We start from the raw sequence: 22,132 nt of genomic DNA, 5'->3' as shown, positions 1-22,132 counted from the left end.
GCATTCCCTCTCAATGAACATATTAGGTCTAAGCCAATATTTTTATAAGGTCGTAATGCTATGTTGAAAAAACATAGCATTTTTATATTATATGAATTAAGATGCTACAATCTTAACTTTTACTTCATCAAAGCCGCAATTCAAGAAAATGTTTTTAAGAAGGTCTATAGTGTCCACAGTAACCTTATCAAGGAAGCCGTTTTTTATTACCTTTTCTTCAGTCTTAGATTTTTCTGCTACAATTTCACTTAACATATCATCCATAGTTAATTTATTAAATATGGAGTTTTTTTCATCAAATATAAAAACCTCATCTTCATTTACATTATGAGTAAGGATAGAACAAGGTGGAATAGTTATGGTAAGTATATTTTTATCTATAGAAAAAGTAGCAGCACTAAAATCTAATCCAGCAGTAATATAGCCATTATATTTAATTACAAAGGATTTTTCAGTAAAAGGAATAGTAATATCCTTAAAACTTAAGCTATTCTTCACAGAAATCACATTAGAGTAATCATAACGGGAAGTAGCCAGCTCGGATATGGATATAAGTTTTTCAGATACAAAATCACTCTTTTTCTCTAAATTATTTTTAGTAGTTAAAGAATTTATAAATAAACAAGCAACAATTATAGCTATTATAAAAATCATAATCTTAATCTTCTTAAAAAAGGAAAAGAACTTTTTAATCTTGGATTTTTTCAAAATAATCACTCCGCAAAATTATCTTTTTAATGTTTATGCTATGGGAGTATATATTATGAATGTAATGAGATATAATGGTATAAAGTAAAATATTATCCAGGGGGTCAGACCCCGTGACAAAATTTGGGATAGTACAAAGTAGGGGGAAAAGGCATGGGAGTTATAGGTATTTTAGGTACAATTCATGGAGATGATGATTTTAGACAGGAAAAGGGATACACATTAGAAATGATAAAAGAAGCAATAGTGGGATTTAAACCTGATATTATATGTGGGGAAGTACGACCAGAGGATTGGTCCCAATATTGTGATGATAATACATATTCAGGGTATCTTGGACCAAGTGAATATAGAAGATTGATTATACCTTACTGTAAGAGTGAAGGAATTGAATTTAAACCAGTAGATTGGTTTGAAGATGATTTGGTTGATTTTGATTATCTACAAAGCTATAGTGAAACTGAAAAAGAAGCCATTATTAAAGAGTTAGATAAAAAATATGAAAAAATATGGGAAGTTGGAAAAAAAAGCATATTGCCACTTAATTCATTTGAATTAGATGCATTAATAATGCAAAAGCAAGAATGGTTAAATACAATAGACCCTATAGTTTATAATGTAAATTGGATAGCTAGAAATCAAATAATGGTAGAACGTATTAGAAAAGTCATAGAGAAAAATAGTGATAAAAGAATTTTATGTACAGTTGGTGCTGAGCATAACTATTATTATTATAAGGAATTGAAAAAATTAAACTTGAATTTAGTATATCCTTTGAAATAAGTATAAAATATCCAGGGGGTCAGACCCCGTGACAAAATTTGGGATATAATCTCCCTTAAAAAAGAAAGGAAGTTTAGTATGTTTGAGTATATTAATGAAGAACTTATAGCTACTAAGGAAAAAGTGTGGAGAAAAGAGAAGTTTGAGGGTATGATTAGGCATACAGAAGAAGCTCTTGAAAAAGAAGTGAATAGAAAGATAGAACTTGAAAAAGCTCTTAAAGATGAGGATAAAGATGTAAAAAAGCTTGAATCATTAAGTATTGCTAACATATTTTATTCTATACTTGGAAGTAAGGATCAGCAGCTTGATAAAGAGAGACAAGAGTTCCTTGCTGCAAAGTTAAAGTATGATGAATGTTGCAACTCAGTTCTTATGTTAGAAAAGGATCTTGAATCCTATAAAGTGTCATTTAACAATTTACTTGATGCAGAGGCTGAATATGAAGCAGTATTAAAGAAAAAAGAAGCGTTTATATTAGGTTTAAATAATGAGAACTCTAAAAAGTTACTTGAAATTATGGACAAGATTCCTTCTATTGAAGCTCAGAAGAAAGAGTTACAGGAAGCAATAGCTGCTGGTGATGCTGCTAGAAATGAACTTCAATTTGTAGTAGATTCTCTTGAAAGTGCTGATGGATGGGGAACCTGGGATATACTAGGGGGAGGCCTTTTAGCTACAGCAGCCAAACACTCTGAAATTGATAAAGCTAAAGAGTATGCACAGAATACAAAAATTGCACTGATGAAATTTCAAAATGAATTAGCAGATGTGGATTTAGCAATGGATATAGATATAAATATTGGTTCTTTTGAAACCTTTGCAGATTACTTTTTTGATGGATTAATATCTGACTGGATTGTACAATCAAAAATCAGTGATTCTTTAAAAAGTGTATGCAACGTTGTATATAATGTAGAGGACATAATAAAATCCCTTAGATCAAAGCTTACTACTGTAGAAAATGAATTATCTTCAATAAAAGAGAATATGAAATCACTTATTGAAGAAGTGTAAATATTTGTAATGGGGTCAGACCCCGAGGAAAAAATTTCCTCAGGTCTGACCCCGTTATTTTTGTTATTTTAGGCAAGACTGAACTTAGTAGTTTGTCTTTGGGTAAGCTGTGCTCCGTATTTAGAAGCTAGAGAGCCTCCCTTACTAAGAAAAACATCCTTAGCAATTATGGTATCCATAAGAGTTGATACCTGAGGTTCAGTGATATCTTGCTTAACCCCTGAAATTGATAAATTAACTTTATCTCCACTAGCATTAATAAAAGTCATTAATAATGAATATTCCATAGTTTAATTTCCTCCTTTCTCTAGGGTAAGTCACAGTTAATACTATTAAGCATTAACTAATTTTGAAGTTTCATTTAAGTAACTATCTCTAGTAGAAGCATTTAATACATCCTTGATAGCCTCAGCTACATCAAAAACATTTTGAGGGTCAACACTAGGTTTTACTCCAGAAAAAGTTTTTTTCTTATAAATTGTAGCTCCAGTCTTATCAGTTCCGTTTTCAACTTCAATATGAAAAGAAGTGGTGTTTAAAACTTTATCTACTGCCATTAAATTCACCTCCTTATCAGTGGTTTCAATGATTATATATGCATTTTGAAAAATAAGTGGAAAGTATAGATGATGAATAATTATAAAGTATTAATTCCATCTCTATTGAAAATAAAGTCATAGTAATTTCTAATTGCTGCATCCACAATGGTATTCATATAAACATTAACGTTGGGATGAACAGCTTTAATTTCATTTAGCATTCTAGCAGTGGAATTTCTTATTTTATAACATCTCTGAGTATCAAAGAATTCACCATCTATGGGTGGAGTTATTCCAAGAGCTTCAGTTTTAACCTTGCGATTATCAGTAAAACTATCAACAGAAGGTGGTAGAGAAGTTAGGTTAGCTGTGGATAAATTCTCCCTAGAGGGAGTATCTTTTTCAAAATTAAAGGATGATATGGAAATACCAGTGATGGCCTCACAGATGCCATTAAATTCTTCCAAGTTTTCTTCAGAATTAAATTCATCTATGGAATCATTAATTTTATTTTCTTTTTTCATGAGAAACCTCCTTATAAATTATTTAACACTAACTATATATGCTTTTATTAAGAAAATTCACTAGAGATAAGGGTTTTAAAAGTTTTTGGATAATATTTACTGGGATTTCAATATATAAAATTGTAATCTTATGCAATAAAATCATACTTTCATGTATTTTTATGGAATGTAAAACATTAAATGCATTATAATAAATTTAAGGCATATGAAACCAAGAGGTTGTGCTAAAAAATATTGAAGGTTTGAATTTTGATTTTAAAGGGAAGAATAAAATAGTTGATATTAGTGAGTTGAGGAGAATTAAGTATGAAAGATATAAGGAAAAAGAAATCCAAAGGAATTCAATTAAGTAGGAATATTTTCATTTTAGTTATAGCTATATTACATCAACCTATTAGTAAAGTTATTGAAAATAGAAACCTATTAGTTGCTTTTAATTTAGCTTATTTATTGCTTGCGATATATTTTATTACATTACTTTTGAAAGATATGGGGTATTGTAAAAGTAAAACTCAGTAAGTTATTTTAGCAAAGTTTAAGAAAGTATTATAATTAGTAATTAACATACAGTGCTTATTAGAGAAAGCCTTGAAACCCCCATGAACACAACAAATAGTTAACTATTTTACTATTTAACTAGGTCTATATATTACAATTTAACTATTTTTATATATCCATATTTATATATTTTTATAGGTATATAGTTTTCTAGCTATCTAGTTTCCTAGGTAAAATGTGGTGTAATTTAAGGTGAGATTTTAATAATATAACTTAATGAAAATAAGATTTTTATAATTTGGTTTCGGCCACGTTATTAAAAATAAAAGGCTGTGTATTTCACTAGAATCTTTATGGGATGTCCATCAATATCCACATAGCTTGTATATTCTATCACTGTAATCTTCAACAGAGCCAAAAAAATAATATTGTATAAGTATTTTAGACAGTTCAGGATTAACTTCTGGATTGTCTTTTTCAATGTATAGGAAAGTATAGATTTTTACGTTTTATTGGTTTTATCGTTAGGAATGTGGTGTATGCCACTTTTTTTATTTTTAATAAAATAATTTTCCACTTTTCGTCTAAATTGCTTATTTAGTATATAGAGAGTTAATTAAGCAAGGATAGGAGAGAGAAGATTATGAAACATACAATTATGGGTTTTAGGCAGGATAAATTAATAAAGTTTGGACTAGATATTATTGATGCAAGTATTCTTAGGTATTTCATTGATTTTAAAGAAAGTAATGGAATGAACACAAGGGAGGTAGAGGGACATATTTATTATTGGCTTCGTTATGATGCAGTTTTAAGAGAGTTTCCTATTTTTAGAATGAAGAAATGTACAGTTCAATCTAGATTTTTTAAATTGAGAGATGCAGGAATGCTTACTCATCTGGTTGTGAGGGAAAAGGGAACATACTCCTTTTTTGGCATAGGTGAAAATTATAAGGAGCTTATAACTAGAGAAGGAGCAGAGGAGGAAAAATCTAAGGGTATGGATGAAGAGTCTAAAGGGTGTGGATTTAAATCTACAACAAATAATCCCTCTACTAAAGATTCATCTACTAAAATAAATAAAAATCTTCTTTTGGATAAAAGTACCTTTGAAATAATAGAGTATCTGAATTTGAAAACAGGAAAAAACTTTAGAAGCTCAACAAAGATAACTATTAGGCTTATTAAAGCAAGGCTTAGTGAAGGCTTTACCATAGAGGACTTTAAAACCGTTATTGATAATATGAAATATAAATGGACAGGCACCAAGTTTCAGCAATATTTAGTTCCTACTACTCTCTTTGGCAATAAATTTGAGACCTATCTAAATCAAGAAAGAAAACAAGAGAAGGAAAGTGACGGGAAATTTAAGAGGGGAAATATGGTCCTTAGTGATGAAAAAAATAAAGCTGAGTTAAAGGAAAAGTTAAAGAATATAGTTTTGAAGGAGGACATGTAGCATGGATATGGTGATGCCACATAGTCTAGAAGCAGAACAGGTAGTCCTTGGGGTGTTAATTAACGATAAGGATAAAATTTATGAAGTGGAGGATATTTTAAACTTAGAAGATTTTTATTATGAAAATCATAAGGTGATTTATAGGGGGATTTTAAATCTTAGAGCTAGGGAGATTAATATAGATTTAATAACCCTTTCCGAGGAACTAAAATCTAGGGAGGTTCTAGAAAAATGCAACGGTATAACATACCTTTCTAAGCTTTCTAGTTCTGCTGTGTACCTAAGTAATATAAGAAATTACTGTGAAATTATCATAGATAAAGCAAGCAGAAGAAGGGTTATAAAAGCTTGCAGAAAAGCCATTGATGAGAGTCATGGAGAGTTCCTTGTAGACCAAGTGGTGGAAGAGTTAGAGGATAATATTCATAAAGCCTATAGCAGTGTAGCCATGGAAGATATGGAACCCATTATGGATACACTGGAGAGTACCATAAGTCACATTGAAAAAAGATACCTGAATAAAAAGGCCCTTGAAGGTATTTCCACGGGGTATAAGGACTTAGATGAAGTGACCTCAGGCTTAAAATCTGGAGAACTAGTTATTATAGCTGCAAGACCCTCCATGGGAAAGACAGCCTTTGCTTTAAACCTTGCCCAACATGTTTCCAAAGAGGCAAAGGTGGGCTTATTCTCCTTAGAAATGCCAAAGAACCAACTAATGCAAAGAATGCTTTCTGCTAGATGCTTGATTTCTTTAAAAAATATACAGAGTGGAAATCTAGAAGAAGATCACCTAAATAAGCTTATCATAGGAGCCTCAGAACTTTCAAAGAGAAAAATTTTCATAGATGACACATCAACTACACTTCCAACCATAAGAGGAAAGGCAAAGACTTTAAAGCAAAAGGAAGGTTTAGATGTGATAATAATAGATTATCTTCAGCTCATAGAATCTGTTGGCGTAAGTTCATCTAGAGAACAAGAAGTTGCAAAGATATCAAGGGAGCTAAAGGCAATGGCAAAATCCTTGAAAATCACCGTCATAGCATTAGCTCAACTCTCCAGGGCAGCAGAAAGCAGAAATGATCCAAGACCAATGCTATCAGACCTAAGAGAATCTGGCTCCATAGAACAAGATGCAGATATGGTGCTCTTTCCTTACAGGGAAAGTTATTATGACACTGAAAATAAAGATAAAAATAAAGAGGAAGAGGGGAGGCACCTAAGGAAATCATGGAAATTATCATAGGTAAAAATAGAAATGGTGAAGTTAGAAATATAAATCTAGGATGGATTGGAAAGTATCAGAGAGTGTTGGGGCTTCAGTAGAGGTCTAATAGATAATTTCATGTATTGAATTTATACTTTTAAGTAAAATTAATGATATATAATATAATTTATGTTAAAATTTTAAGTATAATATAAAAAATATAATGTTTTTACATAGTTATTATAAAAACTATGTTAAAGAACATAAAAATAAGGCTATAATTAGCTAAATATGGGGGTAAAAATCTATGAAGAAGAGAATTTTAGCATTACTACTTGTAACTACAATGGCAATTACAATGGTAGGCTGTGGTGTAAAGGACTCAGACCATGGAGATAAGGCAGAAAAGAAAACAGAAAGTAACGGGGGAGAGATGTCTTCACAAAAAAATTTATTTGATGTAAAAGTAACATTGCCTGCAGCATTTTTTGACGGAAGTGATAAGACTACTATAGAGACAGAAGCAAAAGCAAAAGGGGTACATGAAGTCAAAGTCAATGGAGACGGTTCTGTAACCTACATTATGGATAAGAAAACTCACAAAGAGTTATTAGCAAGTATGAAACAGGCAGTAGACGACAGTATTAAGGAGACTTTAGATGATAAAGAAAATTATCCTTCTTTTGCAGAGATAAAATATAATGATGATTTGACACAATTTGATATTATGGTTGATAAAGCATCCTATGGTGGACTTCAACCTTTTGTAGCAGTAGGATTTTATATGTCTGGAAATATGTATCAAGCTATGAATGGAAAATCTTTTGATACAGCAAAAACCATAGTGAACTTTAAAGATAAAGCAACTGGAGAAGTCATTGAAAGTGGGGATTCTTCAGCGCTGGGTAAGGGTGGAGAATAGGTTATAAATTTAAAGGGGAGTTACATTAATATATGAAGAATAGCTATTGATGAAATAAAAATAATAGGGGTTTTCTTAAAGTAAAATAACTTAAATAAATGGTGAGCATGCACTTGTATTAAAGTACATGCTCACCATTTTTAATAAGATTAGTAATATGCTTTTGGAAAGTCTTATTTGTCTTTTAATCATTTTGCAATAAACTTATTATAAACTTAAGGAATGAAAAATATAAGAATATATATAAAGTATATTATAATTTACATAGTAACTTTATATATAAAAAATATAAAGGCAAGGGTTATTATAATGGTAAGTGTACAAATTGTATAGCCTATTTTTTTAGAATTTTTCTTATAAATATAATCTAAGCCATCTAAAAATCCAAGTGTAGCAGCTGAGATTAAACAGAATATAGATACTATCCTAAAGGTAATATCATTTTTATTAGAGGAATAATAAACAATGTAAAATAAATAAAAAAGTGACATGAGAGATACAGTAGTTAGTAATGTCTTTATTTTTTTCATAGTGCCTCCTGAGTTTTATATTCTTTGAAGTTTTCATGATTATTTCTAGTTTATATATAAAGTATATACTAATAAGTGGTAATTTTGAAGGGGAGGTATCATGCATATATGAAGAATAGCTATGGAAGAAATAAAAATAAGGAATATTAATAAGAATATATTGTATACACCATAAACAAAAAATTACTTATGGTGTATTTTTTAATGTGCAGATATAGTTCCTAATTGACATTTATAATTAAATTAAAGAATAGTAAATTGATATTTGGCAATAATGATCATGTATACAGAGTTAATCATTAATATATATAAATAATATATAAAGCTAATATAATAAGAAAGGAAGCTGCAAATGAGTAAAACATCTAATGCGTTAATGGTTTTAAAAATATTATCCGATGGAAGAATTCACAGTGGAAAAGAGTTAGCGAATAAAGTAGAGGTAGAGAAGAGAATGATTAGAACTTATATACAGGATTTAGAATTAGCGGGATATTATATTAGTTCCATAAGAGGAAGATATGGTGGCTATAAGTTAATAACCAAGATTTAAGATAAAAAGAAAATTAATTTAATATTAGTATAAGATAAACATAGAAACACAGGGTGTATTTAAACTTAATTTATATAAAGAATATATAGCTTATATAAATGCATTAACCATAACATGAGATGTGATACTATATTACAAATATCCATATATAAAATCATGGAAATATAGTATAATTAAGTAATAAAAGGAGGGGATTTGGTGAATGTATATGAAATAACTCAAAAAGTGTATCTTCTTAGAAATATTACAGTTGAAGAGTCACAACAGAGAATAGCAGAATTAATTGATAAGTCGTTAGCTAGTGATAAAAAATTTTTAGATTTTCATAGTAGAAATAGTTATAAAAACTATTGTTTCAATTCATTCTTTCCATTAGAAAAAGATGGAGTATATAAAGCTGGTAATATATATGACATTAAGATTAGAACAATAGATAAAGAGCTGTCAGATTATTTTAATAACGATTTAGCTAATGAATATACGGATTTTATCAAAGGACTGGTTACTGACATTAGGGTTATTCCTAAAAAGCATATAGAAAAGCTTTACAACATAACTCCATTAGTTATTAAAAACCATGATGGATATTGGAAAAACTCTTTGACATTTGAAGACTTTGAAAGGAGAATAAAAGAAAATCTTATAAAGAAATATAATGCTATTAATGATGTAAGGATTGATGAGGACTTTCAATTATATACAGCTATAGAGATAAAAAATAATAAACCGATTGCCATAATGTACAAAGGGAAACGACTGTTAGGAGATAAGATCAGCTTAGTTCTTTCAGAAGATCCTATATCTCAGGAGTTGTCATACATGAGTTTGGGTACTGGTCTTGCTGAAATGAATAGCAGGGGCTGTGGATTTGCTAACTATCGTTGGATGTAATGGAGGTGAATAGATGTTAAATCAAGCATTAGATACCTTTAAAAGGATGTATGAAGAAGAAGGCGATAGGATAATTACAGAGTCATACATTCCTAGTGATGGAGAGTATATAGTTGTTAAAGAAATTAATGATGAGTTAAAAGAAGTATGTAGAGTCAAGGTTAAGATGGATAAAAAAACTAGGACAATTGATAGGATTCAAGAGGGATTTGACTTTATAGCTAAGGCTGATTATATGAGTAGAGTGATAGATACTGATAAGTCTCTTGATCGTAAAAAACTTATCCTTAGTAATAATTACTTGGGTTTCATTGTAAAAAAAGAAAATTTAGTACCAGATAAGAAAACTGGTGAGATTAAACTTACAAATGAAATTATAGATAATTATTATGAAATATTAAGTAATCCTAGGAAGAAATATGACAAATCTAAGAAAGCCATAGAATTGTATGATTTAGTAGAAGAAAAAAATGGAAAGGTTAATCTAGAAAGATTAGATAAAATAAGGTTATGGATTAAAAATAATATATTTTCATTAGTAGATAAAAGTAGTAATAAAGGCTATTTAAAAGTGTTTTTTAAATATAACTTAGATGAGTTTAAGAAAGAAAGCGAGAGGTATTTAATACCTAATATATATAATAAATCTAAATATAATTTAACAATAAATAATGTTATTTATGGACTTCCAAATGATAATATGGGGTTCAATGCAGATAAAACTTATTTAGAAAATAAAACAAGAAAAAATAAGGTTCCATATTTACTTAGTCTAGAAGAAGTATTATTACAAAAAAAGTTTTTTGATTATTTGATGAATCAAGTAGCTGCTGGAAAGAACGATATCTATATAAATGAGAAAACTATTATTTCTAAAAAAAATGGCGAATTAGTAGATGAAAAATTCAAAGGAATATATTTAAGAATTAAGAAAAGTAAAGAAGTAGAAATCCATGATGTAGATACTATAACAAGTTATAATCCTAAGATTAATAATTTGAATTTTGATAATATTCTTGATGTAGATGTTAATATTTTAGAACATCAATATGGAAAAATAAGGAGTCTAGCTATTATACAAAAATTAGTTGATGATATATTTTTTAAAAATAAATTAATTTTAAATTATTTTACGGAGGCTAAAGATATAGCTCTTAATGATGCAAATTTAAAAAGAAATCTATTATTAGCTAGGAATGCATTATTTACGTGGTTTTATAAAGGTTCAAATATTACGGTGTGGAAACATTTGGATGAAGCATCTTTAAGTTTATTAAAAGACTCAATTTATAATGGATATTACTCAAGGTCAGTAGAACAATTAAATTTAAGAGTTGCACTACAAGAATATTTTGAAGGAGGAGAAAAAATGGCAGATATATTACAAAGTGTAAAAGAAAATTTGAGAAAAAAGATATCTATGGAATATACTGGAGAAATAGAAAGTGATAGGGAGTATTTTTTTGCAGTTGGTCAACTTGCGAATTTTTTCATCTCTAGAAGTAAGGGGAAGAAAAAGCCGCAATCATTAATAAACCCTATAATAAATGTGAAAAGTGATGACGTATTAAAAGAACAATTAACAAGGCTATACAAAAGATATAATTATGATATAGACCATAATTATATAAAGTTCAAAAATATGTTTGCACTAGTTAAATCATATGAACCAGAAGGTAAAATAAATGAAGATTTAATCATTGCTGGATATTTACACAGTAGTTTGATATATGAAAATAAAAATAAGGAAGGTGCATAAAATGGATAAAAGAGTATATGGTGTTTTAGGAATAGTTTCAATAATGAGTAATTGGAATGCAGATTTTACAGGATATCCAAAGACTACGTCTTCTAAAGATATATTTGGAAGTGATAAAGCTTTAAAGTATCCAATGAAAAAAATGTGGAATGACATAGGAGAAAAAGTTTTATATATAAAATCAATGAAACTATCAGAAGGAAAAAAAGGTGAAGTCACAATTGTACCTCGATCATTAAAAGAAAGGTATGAGTATATATTTAATGAAGAGGATTTAAAGAAAAATAAGGATAGTAGAGTTGTTCTTACAAATCTATTTAAAGCTGTAGATGTTAAAAACTTTGGAGCTACATTCGCTGAAGTAGGAAATAATATATCTATAACAGGAGCAGTACAAATAGGTCAAGGATTTAATAAATATGAAAATTCTAGAGCAGAAGAGCAGCAGATACTATCACCGTTTAGAAATCCAACTAATAAAGCTAATAAAGGTAAAAACACAAATGAAGAAGACCATGATTCTGATGAAGAAGCTAAAAATTCATCATTAGGAACTAAAATTGTCAGTGATGAAGCTCATTATTTCTACCCATTTAGCATTAATTCTAAGGCCTATGATGAATTTGTGTCCATGGACGTTACTGAAGGGTATACAGATGAAGATTATAATAATTTTAAAGAAACTTCATTAGTTTCAGCAACATCATTTGCTACCAATGCTAAGGTGGGATGTGAAAATGAATTTGCAATGTTTGTAGAGACAGAAGAAAATTTATATCTTCCAGACCTTTCAAGATATATAAATTTTGAAAAAGGAAATATGAAAAATAAAATTACTATTAAGTGTGGAGACTTATTAAACAAACTAGAAGGAAGAATATTAAGTGTAGAGATTTACTATAATCCATATACAACGGAAATTGTATCAGATATAAAAAAGGTGAAAATATTTAATATATTTACAAAAGAAGAGGCATAGATATGGATGCCATCAAGTTTACTTTAAGAGGAGATACAGCATTCTTTAAGAAGCCAGATGTTAATAGTTATTATTATTTTACCTATGGATGTATTCATAAGATAGCTTTACTTGGAATATTTGGAGCTATATGTGGATATAGAGGATATAATTCAATGAAAAAAGAAGATATATATCCTGAATTTTATAGTAAATTAAAGGATTTAAAAGTAGGGATTGTGCCACTAAATACTAAAGGATATATAAATAAAAAAGTACAAACTTTTAATAATTCAGTAGGATATGCATCAAAGGAACAAGGTGGAAATTTGATAGTAAAGGAGCAATGGTTAGAAAACCCTAGATGGGATATATATATATTACTTCAAAACCATAATGAAGTTGAAGGAGAGTTAGCAGAGGTAGTGTCTACACTAAAATCTAGACTATTAGAATCTCAGTTCCAATATATTCCGTATTTGGGTAAAAATGATCACATTGCAAATATAGAAGATGTAATCTTAGTAGAACATATCGAGAAAATAAATAGTGCTGTTGATATTAGAAGTATATTTAAGAAAAACAACTTTCTCTTAGATAATTGTGAAGATCCATTTGAAGATGAAGATGATTATCAAGAACCAATATGGAAATATGAAGAGAAGTTACCTTGTTCCCTTGAAGAGACAACTAATAAATATGAATTAGAAAGCTTTGTATGTACTAATTCTAAGGTGAAACAAGTTAAAGAAGGATTAGTTTATAGGGTTAACAAAGAAAATATATTTTTCTTTTAATAAGTACTTTTGTATTAGTATAAAACTTTGGATATTAAAGGAGGGGGAACCCTCCTTTAATAATATAAATAACAGCAATGGAATAAAATAAAAAGTTAGGAGAATTGAGATTGTGTATTTTAATAAGGATAAGAGGTTTAAGTTAGAAGACTATGTAAATTCTTCTTATAAGTTTTACGCTCACATTAAGAAGGAAGAAGGAAATTTAAAGAAAAAAGAAACTTTAGAGGAGCATTTAACTTTAGCAGAAGAGAATTTATATAGAATAGTTAGGGAAAAGAAATTAAAGAGTATCTTTATAAATATGGAAGATAAAATTTTAGGTAGAGATATATCTTATGAATTAAGAGAACTTTTTAGAGAAATGATATTAAATTTAGTGTTTATCCATGATATAGGAAAGATAAATCCATGTTTTCAATTAAAAAAGATGAATAATAATTTAGGACTTAAGGAAGCGGTGGCATCAAATTATTCTAATCATTCTATGCTATCAGCAATTATTTATATGGACTATTATTATAAAGTAATAAAGAAATTAGGTAGAGAAAATCAAAAGGTATTTATACCTATTATGCTAATGAATAGTTATATTATATCTAAGCACCATGGAAATCTAGATTCTTTTAAGGCATTTTCAGATAGGCTTACAGGTGTAGATGGCGAAGGGTGGAAGTTAATAGAAGATAAGTTCACTATAATAAAGGATGTACATTTAACAGATATAACTATTACAGAAAGTAAAATAAAGAATTCATTTAAAATTTATGATATTTACAGAAATGAAATAAATAATGAAGGTAAAATAATTAACTTTATCTATGAAAAGGTAATATTTTCATTATTGCTTGCTTGTGATTTTTACTCAACAACTGAATTCATGACAGGTAACAATATAAATTCTTTAGGTGAGATGAATGATATAGATAAGTTCTATGATGTTTATAAGCATACTGAAGTTATGGGGTGGATAAGAAAATATGAGAAAGAAGAATTTGGAAAATTAATGGATTTCTCACAGGTCAAGGATATAAATATTTTAAGAAATGAAATATTTTTAGAAGCAGAGAGAGTTTTAGAGGGAAATTTAGATAGTGGTATTTTTTATTTAGAGGCTCCAACAGGTGGGGGCAAGAGTAATATCTCAATGAATTTGAGTTTTAAACTTATAAAAGAGAATACGAACCTTAACAAAATATTTTATGTATATCCTTTTAATACATTAGTAGAACAAAATATTAATAATATTAATAAAACCTTTGGAGAAAATTCTGACCTTATTAAGCAAGTGTCTGTTATAAATTCATTAGTTCCTATAAAGAAAGTATATAAGAATCAAGATGAAGAAAAGGTGAATTATGATGAGTCAGTATTAAATAGACAGTTTCTTCATTATCCAATGGTATTAACAACACATGTTAGTATATTCAACTATTTGTTTGGAACTGGAAAGGAAGACTCATTTCCACTAATTCACATGACTAATAGTGTAATAGTCCTAGATGAGATCCAAAGTTATAAAAATATACTATGGAAAGAAATAATAATGTTTCTAAAAACTTACTCTGAATTATTAAATATTAAGTTTATTATAATGTCTGCAACTCTCCCAAATCTTAATAAGCTTGTAAAAACAGAAGAAAATACAGTTAGACTTATAAAAAATTCATTTAGATACTTTCAAAGTCCAGTATTTAAAAATAGAGTAGATCTTGACTATAGTTTATTAAGATCTGTAGATATTAAAGAGGAGCTATATAAAAAGGTAAAAGAGATATCAAGTTCTAATAATAAGAAAATAGTAGTTGAGTTTATAAGTAAGAAAAGTGCTTATGATTTTTATGAGAGATTAAAAGAAGACTTTGAAATACTTCCAGAGATACTATTAATAACAGGGGATGATAACTCCATAGATAGAGAGTTAGTGCTAAATAAAATTAAATCTAGGGATAGTGTAATATTGATTGCTACTCAAGTAATAGAGGCTGGAGTAGATATTGATATGGATATTGGATTTAAGGATATATCAATTTTAGATGGGGATGAACAATTTCTAGGTAGAATAAATAGATCTTGTAAAAAGGATGGATCAAAAGTATATTTCTTTAATTTAGATAAAGCAGACACAATATATAAGGGGGATGTAAGAAAGTATGAGAAATATACTTTAATTAATGATGAGATGAGAGAAATACTTAAAAATAAAGAGTTTAGTAAGTTTTATGATAACATTCTCAAGGAAATTATAACAAATACATCACAATGTAATGATGGTAATATAGAGCGTTTCTTAAATGAAAAGGTTGGAAACCTTGAGTTTAGTGAAATAGAGAAAAGGATGAAATTAATAGATGATGATAAAGATGAAATAACATTATTTTTGAGCAGAGTAATTGAAGACAAAGATGGGACTTTAATTTACGGAGATGAATTGTGGTGTAAGTATAAAGATTTACTTAAAAATGAGGAAATGGAATTCTCTGAAAAAAAGGTGAAACTATCTGAAATGAGAGCTAAATTAAATTATTTTATATATAAAATAAGAGGGACTAAGGATTTTACTTATGGAGATAAAATTGGCAGTAAAGTAGGTGAAATATATTTCATAGGAGATGGAGAGCGATTTTTCAAAGATGATAAGTTTAATAAAGAATTGTTCAAAATGGGTATTGGTGATTTTATATAGGAGAAAGATATGAAAGTTAATGGAACATTGATTAATTATTATTTTCATTGTAAGAGGCAATGCTGGCTTCATGGTAATAGATTAAATTTAGAAGACAATAGCGAAGTAGTAAAGATAGGAAAAGCTATCCATGAAGAAAAGGCAGAACAAGGGAAAAATACAGAGTTAACAATAGATAATGTAAAGATTGATAAATTAACTAATGAATATCTAGTAGAAGTTAAAAAGTCAGATGCAGATGTAGAAGCATCAAAGTGGCAGCTATTACTTTATCTAAAAATACTAAAAGGAAAGGGTATAGATAGAAAAGGAAAATTGGAGTTTGTTGAAAAGAACAAAAGCAAAAATAAAACCTTATATGTGGAACTGGATGAAGAATCAGAAATTAAGTTAGATAATGTTGTAAAAACTATAGAAGATTTGATTTATAAGGAAGAAATACCAAGTGCAATTAATAAGTCTACTTGCAAAAAATGTGCTTATTATGAGTATTGTTATATTTAGGAGGGGGAAATGGGAAGTACACGATATATAACATCTATGGGGGAGCTAACAAGAAAAGATAACTCACTTTGTTTTAGAAAGAATGGAAAGAACGTCTATATTCCAGTGGAAAATACCACTGAGATATATTGTTTATCCGAAGTAACTATTAATACTAAATTATTAGACTTTATTTCAAGTAATAACATAGTAATTCACTTTTTTAATTATTATGAAGGATATAGCGGCACCTTCTATCCAAAAGATAAATACAATAGCGGGAAACTACTTATAAAACAGGTAGAAGCTTTTAATAATAATAGACTTACTATAGCTAAATCCATAGTAAGAACTATTGGAGTAAATATAAGTGAAGTATTATATCATTATTATAAACATGATAAAAAAGAAGTAAAAGGTACCATTGATTGGATAAGAGGTGATTTTAAGGTTAGAGTAGATAATGCTCCAGGAATAAAAGAACTCATGGCTGTAGAAGGAGAAGTATGGCAAAGATTTTATGGTGAATTTAAAAATATATTACCAGAAGATTTTATACTGAATAAACGTGTGAAGAGACCGCCAGATAATCCTATAAATGCCCTTATATCCTTCGGTAATTCTCTTCTTTATACTAAAACTATTTCTGGAATTTATAGAACTCACCTTGATCAAAGGATAAGTTTTTTACATGAACCTTCAGAAGGAAGATTCTCCTTAAGCTTGGATTTAAGTGAAGTATTTAAACCGGTTATAGTATATAAAACTATTTTTGAACTTGTTAATAATAAAAAACTGCAGGTATCTAAGCATTTTGATAAAAAGGTTAATTATTGTTTACTAAATGAAGAGGGAAGAAACATTTTTATCAAGGCCTTTGAGGAAAGACTAGAAAGTGTATTTATTCATCCAAAACTTAAAAGAAAGGTAAGTTATAGAACTGCAATAAAATTGGATGCTTATAAACTAATAAAGTTTATAATGGAGGATAAAGAATTTACTCCATTTAATCTAAAGGAAGGTGTTTAATATAGCTAAAAATTTAAATTACAATTATGCATTTTTATTTTATGATGTAAATGAGAAAAGGGTAAATAAAGTCTTTAAGGTGTGTAAGAAATATCTATCACACTTTCAAAACTCTGTTTTTAGGGGAGAACTTACACCATCTAAATTGATATTATTAAAAAAGGATTTAAATAAGATAATAGATGAGGATGAGGATTTCATATGCATAATAAAACTTATGAATGACAATGTATATGGAGAAGAAATATTGGGTAATCAAAGAAATAATACGGGAGAAGACCTAATCATATAATTTACCAGGTAAATTACCGTATTAATTTCTAAAGGTCTAGTGATTTCAATAGCTTATACTAATTTTAAAAAAATATATCAATAAAACAATTTTGGTTGGTAAAATATTTTAGAACCTTGATTTTACAAGGAGTTTAGAATATATTTATTTTAGAGAATGGCTTAATTACAATGGATTAACCTTAACATGAGATGTATTTAAATTGAGAAGATTAGTACAATCACAAGAGAGTATAACTAGATTAACCTTAACATGAGATGTATTTAAATATTACAAAACTATCTAATTGAGAAACTTTAATATTTGATTAACCTTAACATGAGATGTATTTAAATACTCTATTATTTCAAAGGTACTTTTATCCAAAAGAGATTAACCTTAACATGAGATGTATTTAAATTTTACAACTGTAAAAGATACTATTCCTATATCTGGATTAACCTTAACATGAGATGTATTTAAATGCTTCTGCTTGTTCTTTTTCTAATCCACTCATACGATTAACCTTAACATGAGATGTATTTAAATTAATTGAGAATGTAAATTTTAAAAAGGGTATACTGGATTAACCTTAACATGAGATGTATTTAAATTAGATTCTTTCTGGAATAGGATTGGCTGGTATTTTCGATTAACCTTAACATGAGATGTATTTAAATGAGATAACAAAGCCAGAAGTAATTAAAGTTATAGGATTAACCTTAACATGAGATGTATTTAAATCAAGTTAGATTCGGTTCAGTCCCTACCCATGCAGTAGATTAACCTTAACATGAGATGTATTTAAATATGGATGTAAAAGGGATATATGGAGTAATAGAGAGAGATTAACCTTAACATGAGATGTATTTAAATTGGTCTATATATCAATTATATAATACATATACAAGATTAACCTTAACATGAGATGTATTTAAATAGAAATGTTCAAGTATATGGTTAAAGATAAAGTAAGATTAACCTTAACATGAGATGTATTTAAATGAGAAGTTAAAGAAAAGTACTAAATATACATTTTCGGATTAACCTTAACATGAGATGTATTTAAATGCCATTCAATGATGCAGTTGAAAATTTGAAAACTAGGATTAACCTTAACATGAGATGTATTTAAATTATATTTCTTTCTTCAGGAATGTTATATCAAAGCCAGATTAACCTTAACATGAGATGTATTTAAATATATACTGAAGATGAGTGTAGGGAAATAATAGATTGATTAACCTTAACATGAGATGTATTTAAATTCCGTTAAGAGTTCAATATACTGAAGAATGGGTTAAGATTAACCTTAACATGAGATGTATTTAAATGAATAATTGTTGGATGGATTTTCTAATCTCGAATATGATTAACCTTAACATGAGATGTATTTAAATGAAGATATTAAATCAATAGTTTCTGGTGGAACAGGATTAACCTTAACATGAGATGTATTTAAATACAGATGTCAGTTTTGCAAGGTAATTTTAATAATGATTAACCTTAACATGAGATGTATTTAAATAGATATGCAAGATGTTGCGACTTATTTAAGACGTAGATTAACCTTAACATGAGATGTATTTAAATTGAAGAGATTAGCACATTCACAAGAGTGTATAATGATTAACCTTAACATGAGATGTATTTAAATTATTTTAGATATAATATATAATATTCTTATCGGATTAACCTTAACATGAGATGTATTTAAATAACCTCACAAAAGTAAATTAATAGAGGTTTACAGTGATTAACCTTAACATGAGATGTATTTAAATAGTGTTAGAGACAATGGAAAATGATAATGATTTTGATTAACCTTAACATGAGATGTATTTAAATGTAAAGAAAGATACAATACTATTCCATCCATCAACAGATTAACCTTAACATGAGATGTATTTAAATATTCTAAACCACTAGAGGTTATATTGTCCAAATCTTGATTAACCTTAACATGAGATGTATTTAAATATAGGAACATCAACAGTATCCGGTGGCGGTTTTATGATTAACCTTAACATGAGATGTATTTAAATGAATTAATAATGCTTTCTTTAGAGCCATATTTAAAGATTAACCTTAACATGAGATGTATTTAAATATTCCAAACCACTAGAGGTTATATTGTCCAAATCTTGATTAACCTTAACATGAGATGTATTTAAATTAAGCCATTCCGTATTTCTCATCATTTGAAACTGGATTAACCTTAACATGAGATGTATTTAAATTTATCATCATCACTTATGGTATTTTCAATTGTTAGATTAACCTTAACATGAGATGTATTTAAATGAAACACTAACTACTACACCAGTAGGTATCCTTTATGATTAACCTTAACATGAGATGTATTTAAATTTTTATTTTTAAAGGCATGGATGATCCAGAGAAGATGATTAACCTTAACATGAGATGTATTTAAATCTTTTGCTAGTGATGGGGACAAGATAGTTAAAGGGGGGATTAACCTTAACATGAGATGTATTTAAATATTTCTTTACATATCTTAATAAGATTATTAACGTCTGATTAACCTTAACATGAGATGTATTTAAATATCTCTTGGCTATTAGTTCCTTTGTAATCCACGGGATTAACCTTAACATGAGATGTATTTAAATATAAAAAACCTAATAATAATATAAATTTTGTTGATGGATTAACCTTAACATGAGATGTATTTAAATTCATATTTCCATAAGATATTTTTTATCAATGAAATCGATTAACCTTAACATGAGATGTATTTAAATGATTATTTCTTAGTACATGGAACATTAATTTCATCGATTAACCTTAACATGAGATGTATTTAAATCTAGTACAGATGTTCTAATATATCAAGAGAGGAGCGGATTAACCTTAACATGAGATGTATTTAAATTTCTGTTAGTATCCTTGAAGTCTACAAAATATCTGATTAACCTTAACATGAGATGTATTTAAATAAGGATAAAACAAGGAAATTTAACAATGCAGTTACAGGATTAACCTTAACATGAGATGTATTTAAATGATATAAAATGTCCTTTGGGCATAGAAGTGCCTTGATTAACCTTAACATGAGATGTATTTAAATGGTGTAATAGGGTTCTTTAAGGATTTTAGTAGCTTGATTAACCTTAACATGAGATGTATTTAAATTCATTTATGCTCTTTAATACGCCATAACTTTCTAGGATTAACCTTAACATGAGATGTATTTAAATAGTAATGAAATATGCAAATAATGCATATAAGACAGCGATTAACCTTAACATGAGATGTATTTAAATATGATTAAGAATTTTAAGCACTTACTTATGTAGGGATTAACCTTAACATGAGATGTATTTAAATGAAAGAAATGTATCTATTTTATTAAGAACACGCCGATTAACCTTAACATGAGATGTATTTAAATTTGGTTAACTTCTCACTCTCCCCTGTATTTGAACTGATTAACCTTAACATGAGATGTATTTAAATGAACCTACTAGTGTACAATATTTTGGGCACTCTTAGATTAACCTTAACATGAGATGTATTTAAATAGCTTATACGGATAGCATAAATAATCTTAAAAATACGATTAACCTTAACATGAGATGTATTTAAATCGCTTTTATAGAAGAGAGTGGCTTGGCTGAATGTTGTGATTAACCTTAACATGAGATGTATTTAAATCTTATAGGAATAGTGGCAATAGGAGGGGCTTTCGTAGATTAACCTTAACATGAGATGTATTTAAATTTAAAAGAGAACACATTGTTTGATGAAAATAATAGCGATTAACCTTAACATGAGATGTATTTAAATTCATGACCTTTGCTAACATATACAACATTAAAATCGATTAACCTTAACATGAGATGTATTTAAATCTATACTTAATCTTTCCACTTATTACTCCTGTAGGGATTAACCTTAACATGAGATGTATTTAAATAGTGTCATAAACGTAAAATACAAGTATTGAAATGGATTAACCTTAACATGAGATGTATTTAAATCCTACAATACAAACAAAATCAGCTCCATGTATTTTAGATTAACCTTAACATGAGATGTATTTAAATAAGCAATTAAAGGCACTTCTATGTCCAAAGGACATTGATTAACCTTAACATGAGATGTATTTAAATTAAATTTGGCTTAATTCTTTTCTGTAATAATTAGGATTAACCTTAACATGAGATGTATTTAAATTATAGAACAGTTAACTTAATGTGTTTAGCTTGTTAGGATTAACCTTAACATGAGATGTATTTAAATGTATATATTACATTAAAAAGCTCTGTTGTAAATTGATTAACCTTAACATGAGATGTATTTAAATATATACTTCTTCATTTACACAACCGCAGGCGGAACAGATTAACCTTAACATGAGATGTATTTAAATTTGAAGCAGAAAATAAATATATTAAAAAAGAAAGAAGATTAACCTTAACATGAGATGTATTTAAATCAAACTTCCCAACCCAATAAACCATTCTCTAATTTAGATTAACCTTAACATGA

General features: G+C 28.2%; 20 protein-coding genes and 1 CRISPR repeat array. Of the genes, 15 read left to right on the top strand and 5 right to left on the bottom strand.

Annotated features, from left to right (window positions below; translation table 11 throughout):
- Nucleotides 1–96 precede the first annotated feature (96 nt).
- Complete coding sequence (locus B2P65_RS10260) at nt 97–708, bottom strand: DUF4230 domain-containing protein (RefSeq protein WP_346880125.1); 612 nt, start codon at nt 706–708, stop codon at nt 97–99.
- Between the two features lie 153 nt (nt 709–861).
- Between B2P65_RS10260 and B2P65_RS10255 the strand changes: the two genes are divergently transcribed.
- Both B2P65_RS10255 and B2P65_RS10250 read left to right on the top strand, forming a co-directional pair.
- Complete coding sequence (locus tag B2P65_RS10255; protein WP_346877656.1) at nt 862–1,491, top strand: hypothetical protein; 630 nt, start codon at nt 862–864, stop codon at nt 1,489–1,491.
- Nucleotides 1,492–1,569: 78 nt separating this feature from the next.
- The gene (locus tag B2P65_RS10250) at nt 1,570–2,508 is read left to right on the top strand and encodes a hypothetical protein (protein ID WP_346880124.1); all 939 of its coding nucleotides are present in this window, start codon (nt 1,570–1,572) and stop codon (nt 2,506–2,508) included.
- Nucleotides 2,509–2,576: 68 nt separating this feature from the next.
- Here B2P65_RS10250 and B2P65_RS10245 read toward each other — a convergent pair whose 3' ends face one another.
- From B2P65_RS10245 to B2P65_RS10235, 3 genes are all read right to left on the bottom strand, one after another.
- Nucleotides 2,577–2,795 carry a DUF2922 domain-containing protein gene (locus B2P65_RS10245; protein WP_035131026.1) on the bottom strand — a complete coding sequence of 73 codons (219 nt, stop codon included), beginning with the start codon at nt 2,793–2,795 and terminating at the stop codon, nt 2,577–2,579.
- 45 nt (nt 2,796–2,840) lie between these two features.
- A complete protein-coding gene (locus B2P65_RS10240) occupies nt 2,841–3,065 on the bottom strand; it encodes a DUF1659 domain-containing protein (protein WP_346878093.1) in 225 nt (74 codons plus the stop codon).
- A gap of 80 nt (nt 3,066–3,145) precedes the next feature.
- A complete protein-coding gene (locus tag B2P65_RS10235) occupies nt 3,146–3,571 on the bottom strand; it encodes a hypothetical protein (RefSeq protein ID WP_346880123.1) in 426 nt (141 codons plus the stop codon).
- 306 nt (nt 3,572–3,877) lie between these two features.
- Between B2P65_RS10235 and B2P65_RS10230 the strand changes: the two genes are divergently transcribed.
- The 4 genes from B2P65_RS10230 (at nt 3,878) to B2P65_RS10215 (ending at nt 7,660) form a co-directional block, all read left to right on the top strand.
- Nucleotides 3,878–4,090 (top strand): hypothetical protein, encoded by a 213-nt coding sequence (locus B2P65_RS10230; RefSeq protein ID WP_346878095.1) that lies wholly within the window; start codon nt 3,878–3,880, stop codon nt 4,088–4,090.
- A gap of 622 nt (nt 4,091–4,712) precedes the next feature.
- A complete protein-coding gene (locus B2P65_RS10225; protein WP_346880122.1) occupies nt 4,713–5,528 on the top strand; it encodes a conserved phage C-terminal domain-containing protein in 816 nt (271 codons plus the stop codon).
- 1 nt (nt 5,529) lies between these two features.
- Nucleotides 5,530–6,777: a replicative DNA helicase gene (dnaB, locus tag B2P65_RS10220; protein WP_346880121.1), complete on the top strand. Its 1,248-nt coding sequence runs from the start codon at nt 5,530–5,532 to the stop codon at nt 6,775–6,777.
- A 268-nt stretch (nt 6,778–7,045) separates the two neighbouring features.
- Nucleotides 7,046–7,660: a hypothetical protein gene (locus tag B2P65_RS10215; RefSeq protein ID WP_346880120.1), complete on the top strand. Its 615-nt coding sequence runs from the start codon at nt 7,046–7,048 to the stop codon at nt 7,658–7,660.
- 260 nt (nt 7,661–7,920) lie between these two features.
- Here B2P65_RS10215 and B2P65_RS10210 read toward each other — a convergent pair whose 3' ends face one another.
- Nucleotides 7,921–8,190 carry a hypothetical protein gene (locus B2P65_RS10210; protein ID WP_346880119.1) on the bottom strand — a complete coding sequence of 90 codons (270 nt, stop codon included), beginning with the start codon at nt 8,188–8,190 and terminating at the stop codon, nt 7,921–7,923.
- 352 nt (nt 8,191–8,542) lie between these two features.
- Between B2P65_RS10210 and B2P65_RS10205 the strand changes: the two genes are divergently transcribed.
- The 9 genes from B2P65_RS10205 (at nt 8,543) to cas2 (ending at nt 17,638) form a co-directional block, all read left to right on the top strand.
- On the top strand, nt 8,543–8,743 hold the full coding sequence (locus B2P65_RS10205; protein WP_346880118.1) for an HTH domain-containing protein: 201 nt from the start codon (nt 8,543–8,545) through the stop codon (nt 8,741–8,743).
- 198 nt (nt 8,744–8,941) lie between these two features.
- Nucleotides 8,942–9,634 carry a CRISPR-associated endoribonuclease Cas6 gene (locus B2P65_RS10200; RefSeq protein ID WP_346880117.1) on the top strand — a complete coding sequence of 231 codons (693 nt, stop codon included), beginning with the start codon at nt 8,942–8,944 and terminating at the stop codon, nt 9,632–9,634.
- A 13-nt stretch (nt 9,635–9,647) separates the two neighbouring features.
- Nucleotides 9,648–11,393 carry a type I-B CRISPR-associated protein Cas8b/Csh1 gene (gene cas8b, locus B2P65_RS10195; protein ID WP_346880116.1) on the top strand — a complete coding sequence of 582 codons (1,746 nt, stop codon included), beginning with the start codon at nt 9,648–9,650 and terminating at the stop codon, nt 11,391–11,393.
- A gap of 1 nt (nt 11,394) precedes the next feature.
- A complete protein-coding gene (locus tag B2P65_RS10190; RefSeq protein ID WP_346880115.1) occupies nt 11,395–12,372 on the top strand; it encodes a type I CRISPR-associated protein Cas7 in 978 nt (325 codons plus the stop codon).
- Nucleotides 12,373–12,374: 2 nt separating this feature from the next.
- Nucleotides 12,375–13,148, top strand: a complete 774-nt coding sequence (gene cas5b, locus B2P65_RS10185) for a type I-B CRISPR-associated protein Cas5b (RefSeq protein ID WP_346880114.1) — start codon at nt 12,375–12,377, stop codon at nt 13,146–13,148.
- Between the two features lie 112 nt (nt 13,149–13,260).
- The gene (cas3, locus tag B2P65_RS10180) at nt 13,261–15,834 is read left to right on the top strand and encodes a CRISPR-associated helicase Cas3' (RefSeq protein WP_346880113.1); all 2,574 of its coding nucleotides are present in this window, start codon (nt 13,261–13,263) and stop codon (nt 15,832–15,834) included.
- 9 nt (nt 15,835–15,843) lie between these two features.
- Entirely contained in the window at nt 15,844–16,338 is a 495-nt protein-coding gene (locus B2P65_RS10175; RefSeq protein WP_346878115.1) for a CRISPR-associated protein Cas4, read from the top strand.
- Between the two features lie 9 nt (nt 16,339–16,347).
- Nucleotides 16,348–17,346, top strand: coding sequence for a type I-B CRISPR-associated endonuclease Cas1b (cas1b, locus tag B2P65_RS10170; RefSeq protein ID WP_346878116.1), 999 nt, complete (start codon nt 16,348–16,350; stop codon nt 17,344–17,346).
- A 1-nt stretch (nt 17,347) separates the two neighbouring features.
- Nucleotides 17,348–17,638, top strand: a complete 291-nt coding sequence (cas2, locus tag B2P65_RS10165) for a CRISPR-associated endonuclease Cas2 (RefSeq protein ID WP_343825127.1) — start codon at nt 17,348–17,350, stop codon at nt 17,636–17,638.
- Between the two features lie 173 nt (nt 17,639–17,811).
- Nucleotides 17,812–22,079: a CRISPR direct-repeat array (repeat unit 30 nt; unit sequence GATTAACCTTAACATGAGATGTATTTAAAT).
- Between the last annotated feature and the right edge of the window lie 53 nt (nt 22,080–22,132).

The organism is Clostridium sp. UBA3061 (genome assembly GCF_002367465.1).
GTDB classification, from domain to species: Bacteria; Bacillota; Clostridia; order Clostridiales; family Clostridiaceae; genus Clostridium_J; species Clostridium_J sulfidigenes.
The sequence above is the reverse complement of the archived record's forward strand: the minus strand, read 5'-3'. Positions and strand labels throughout refer to the sequence as shown.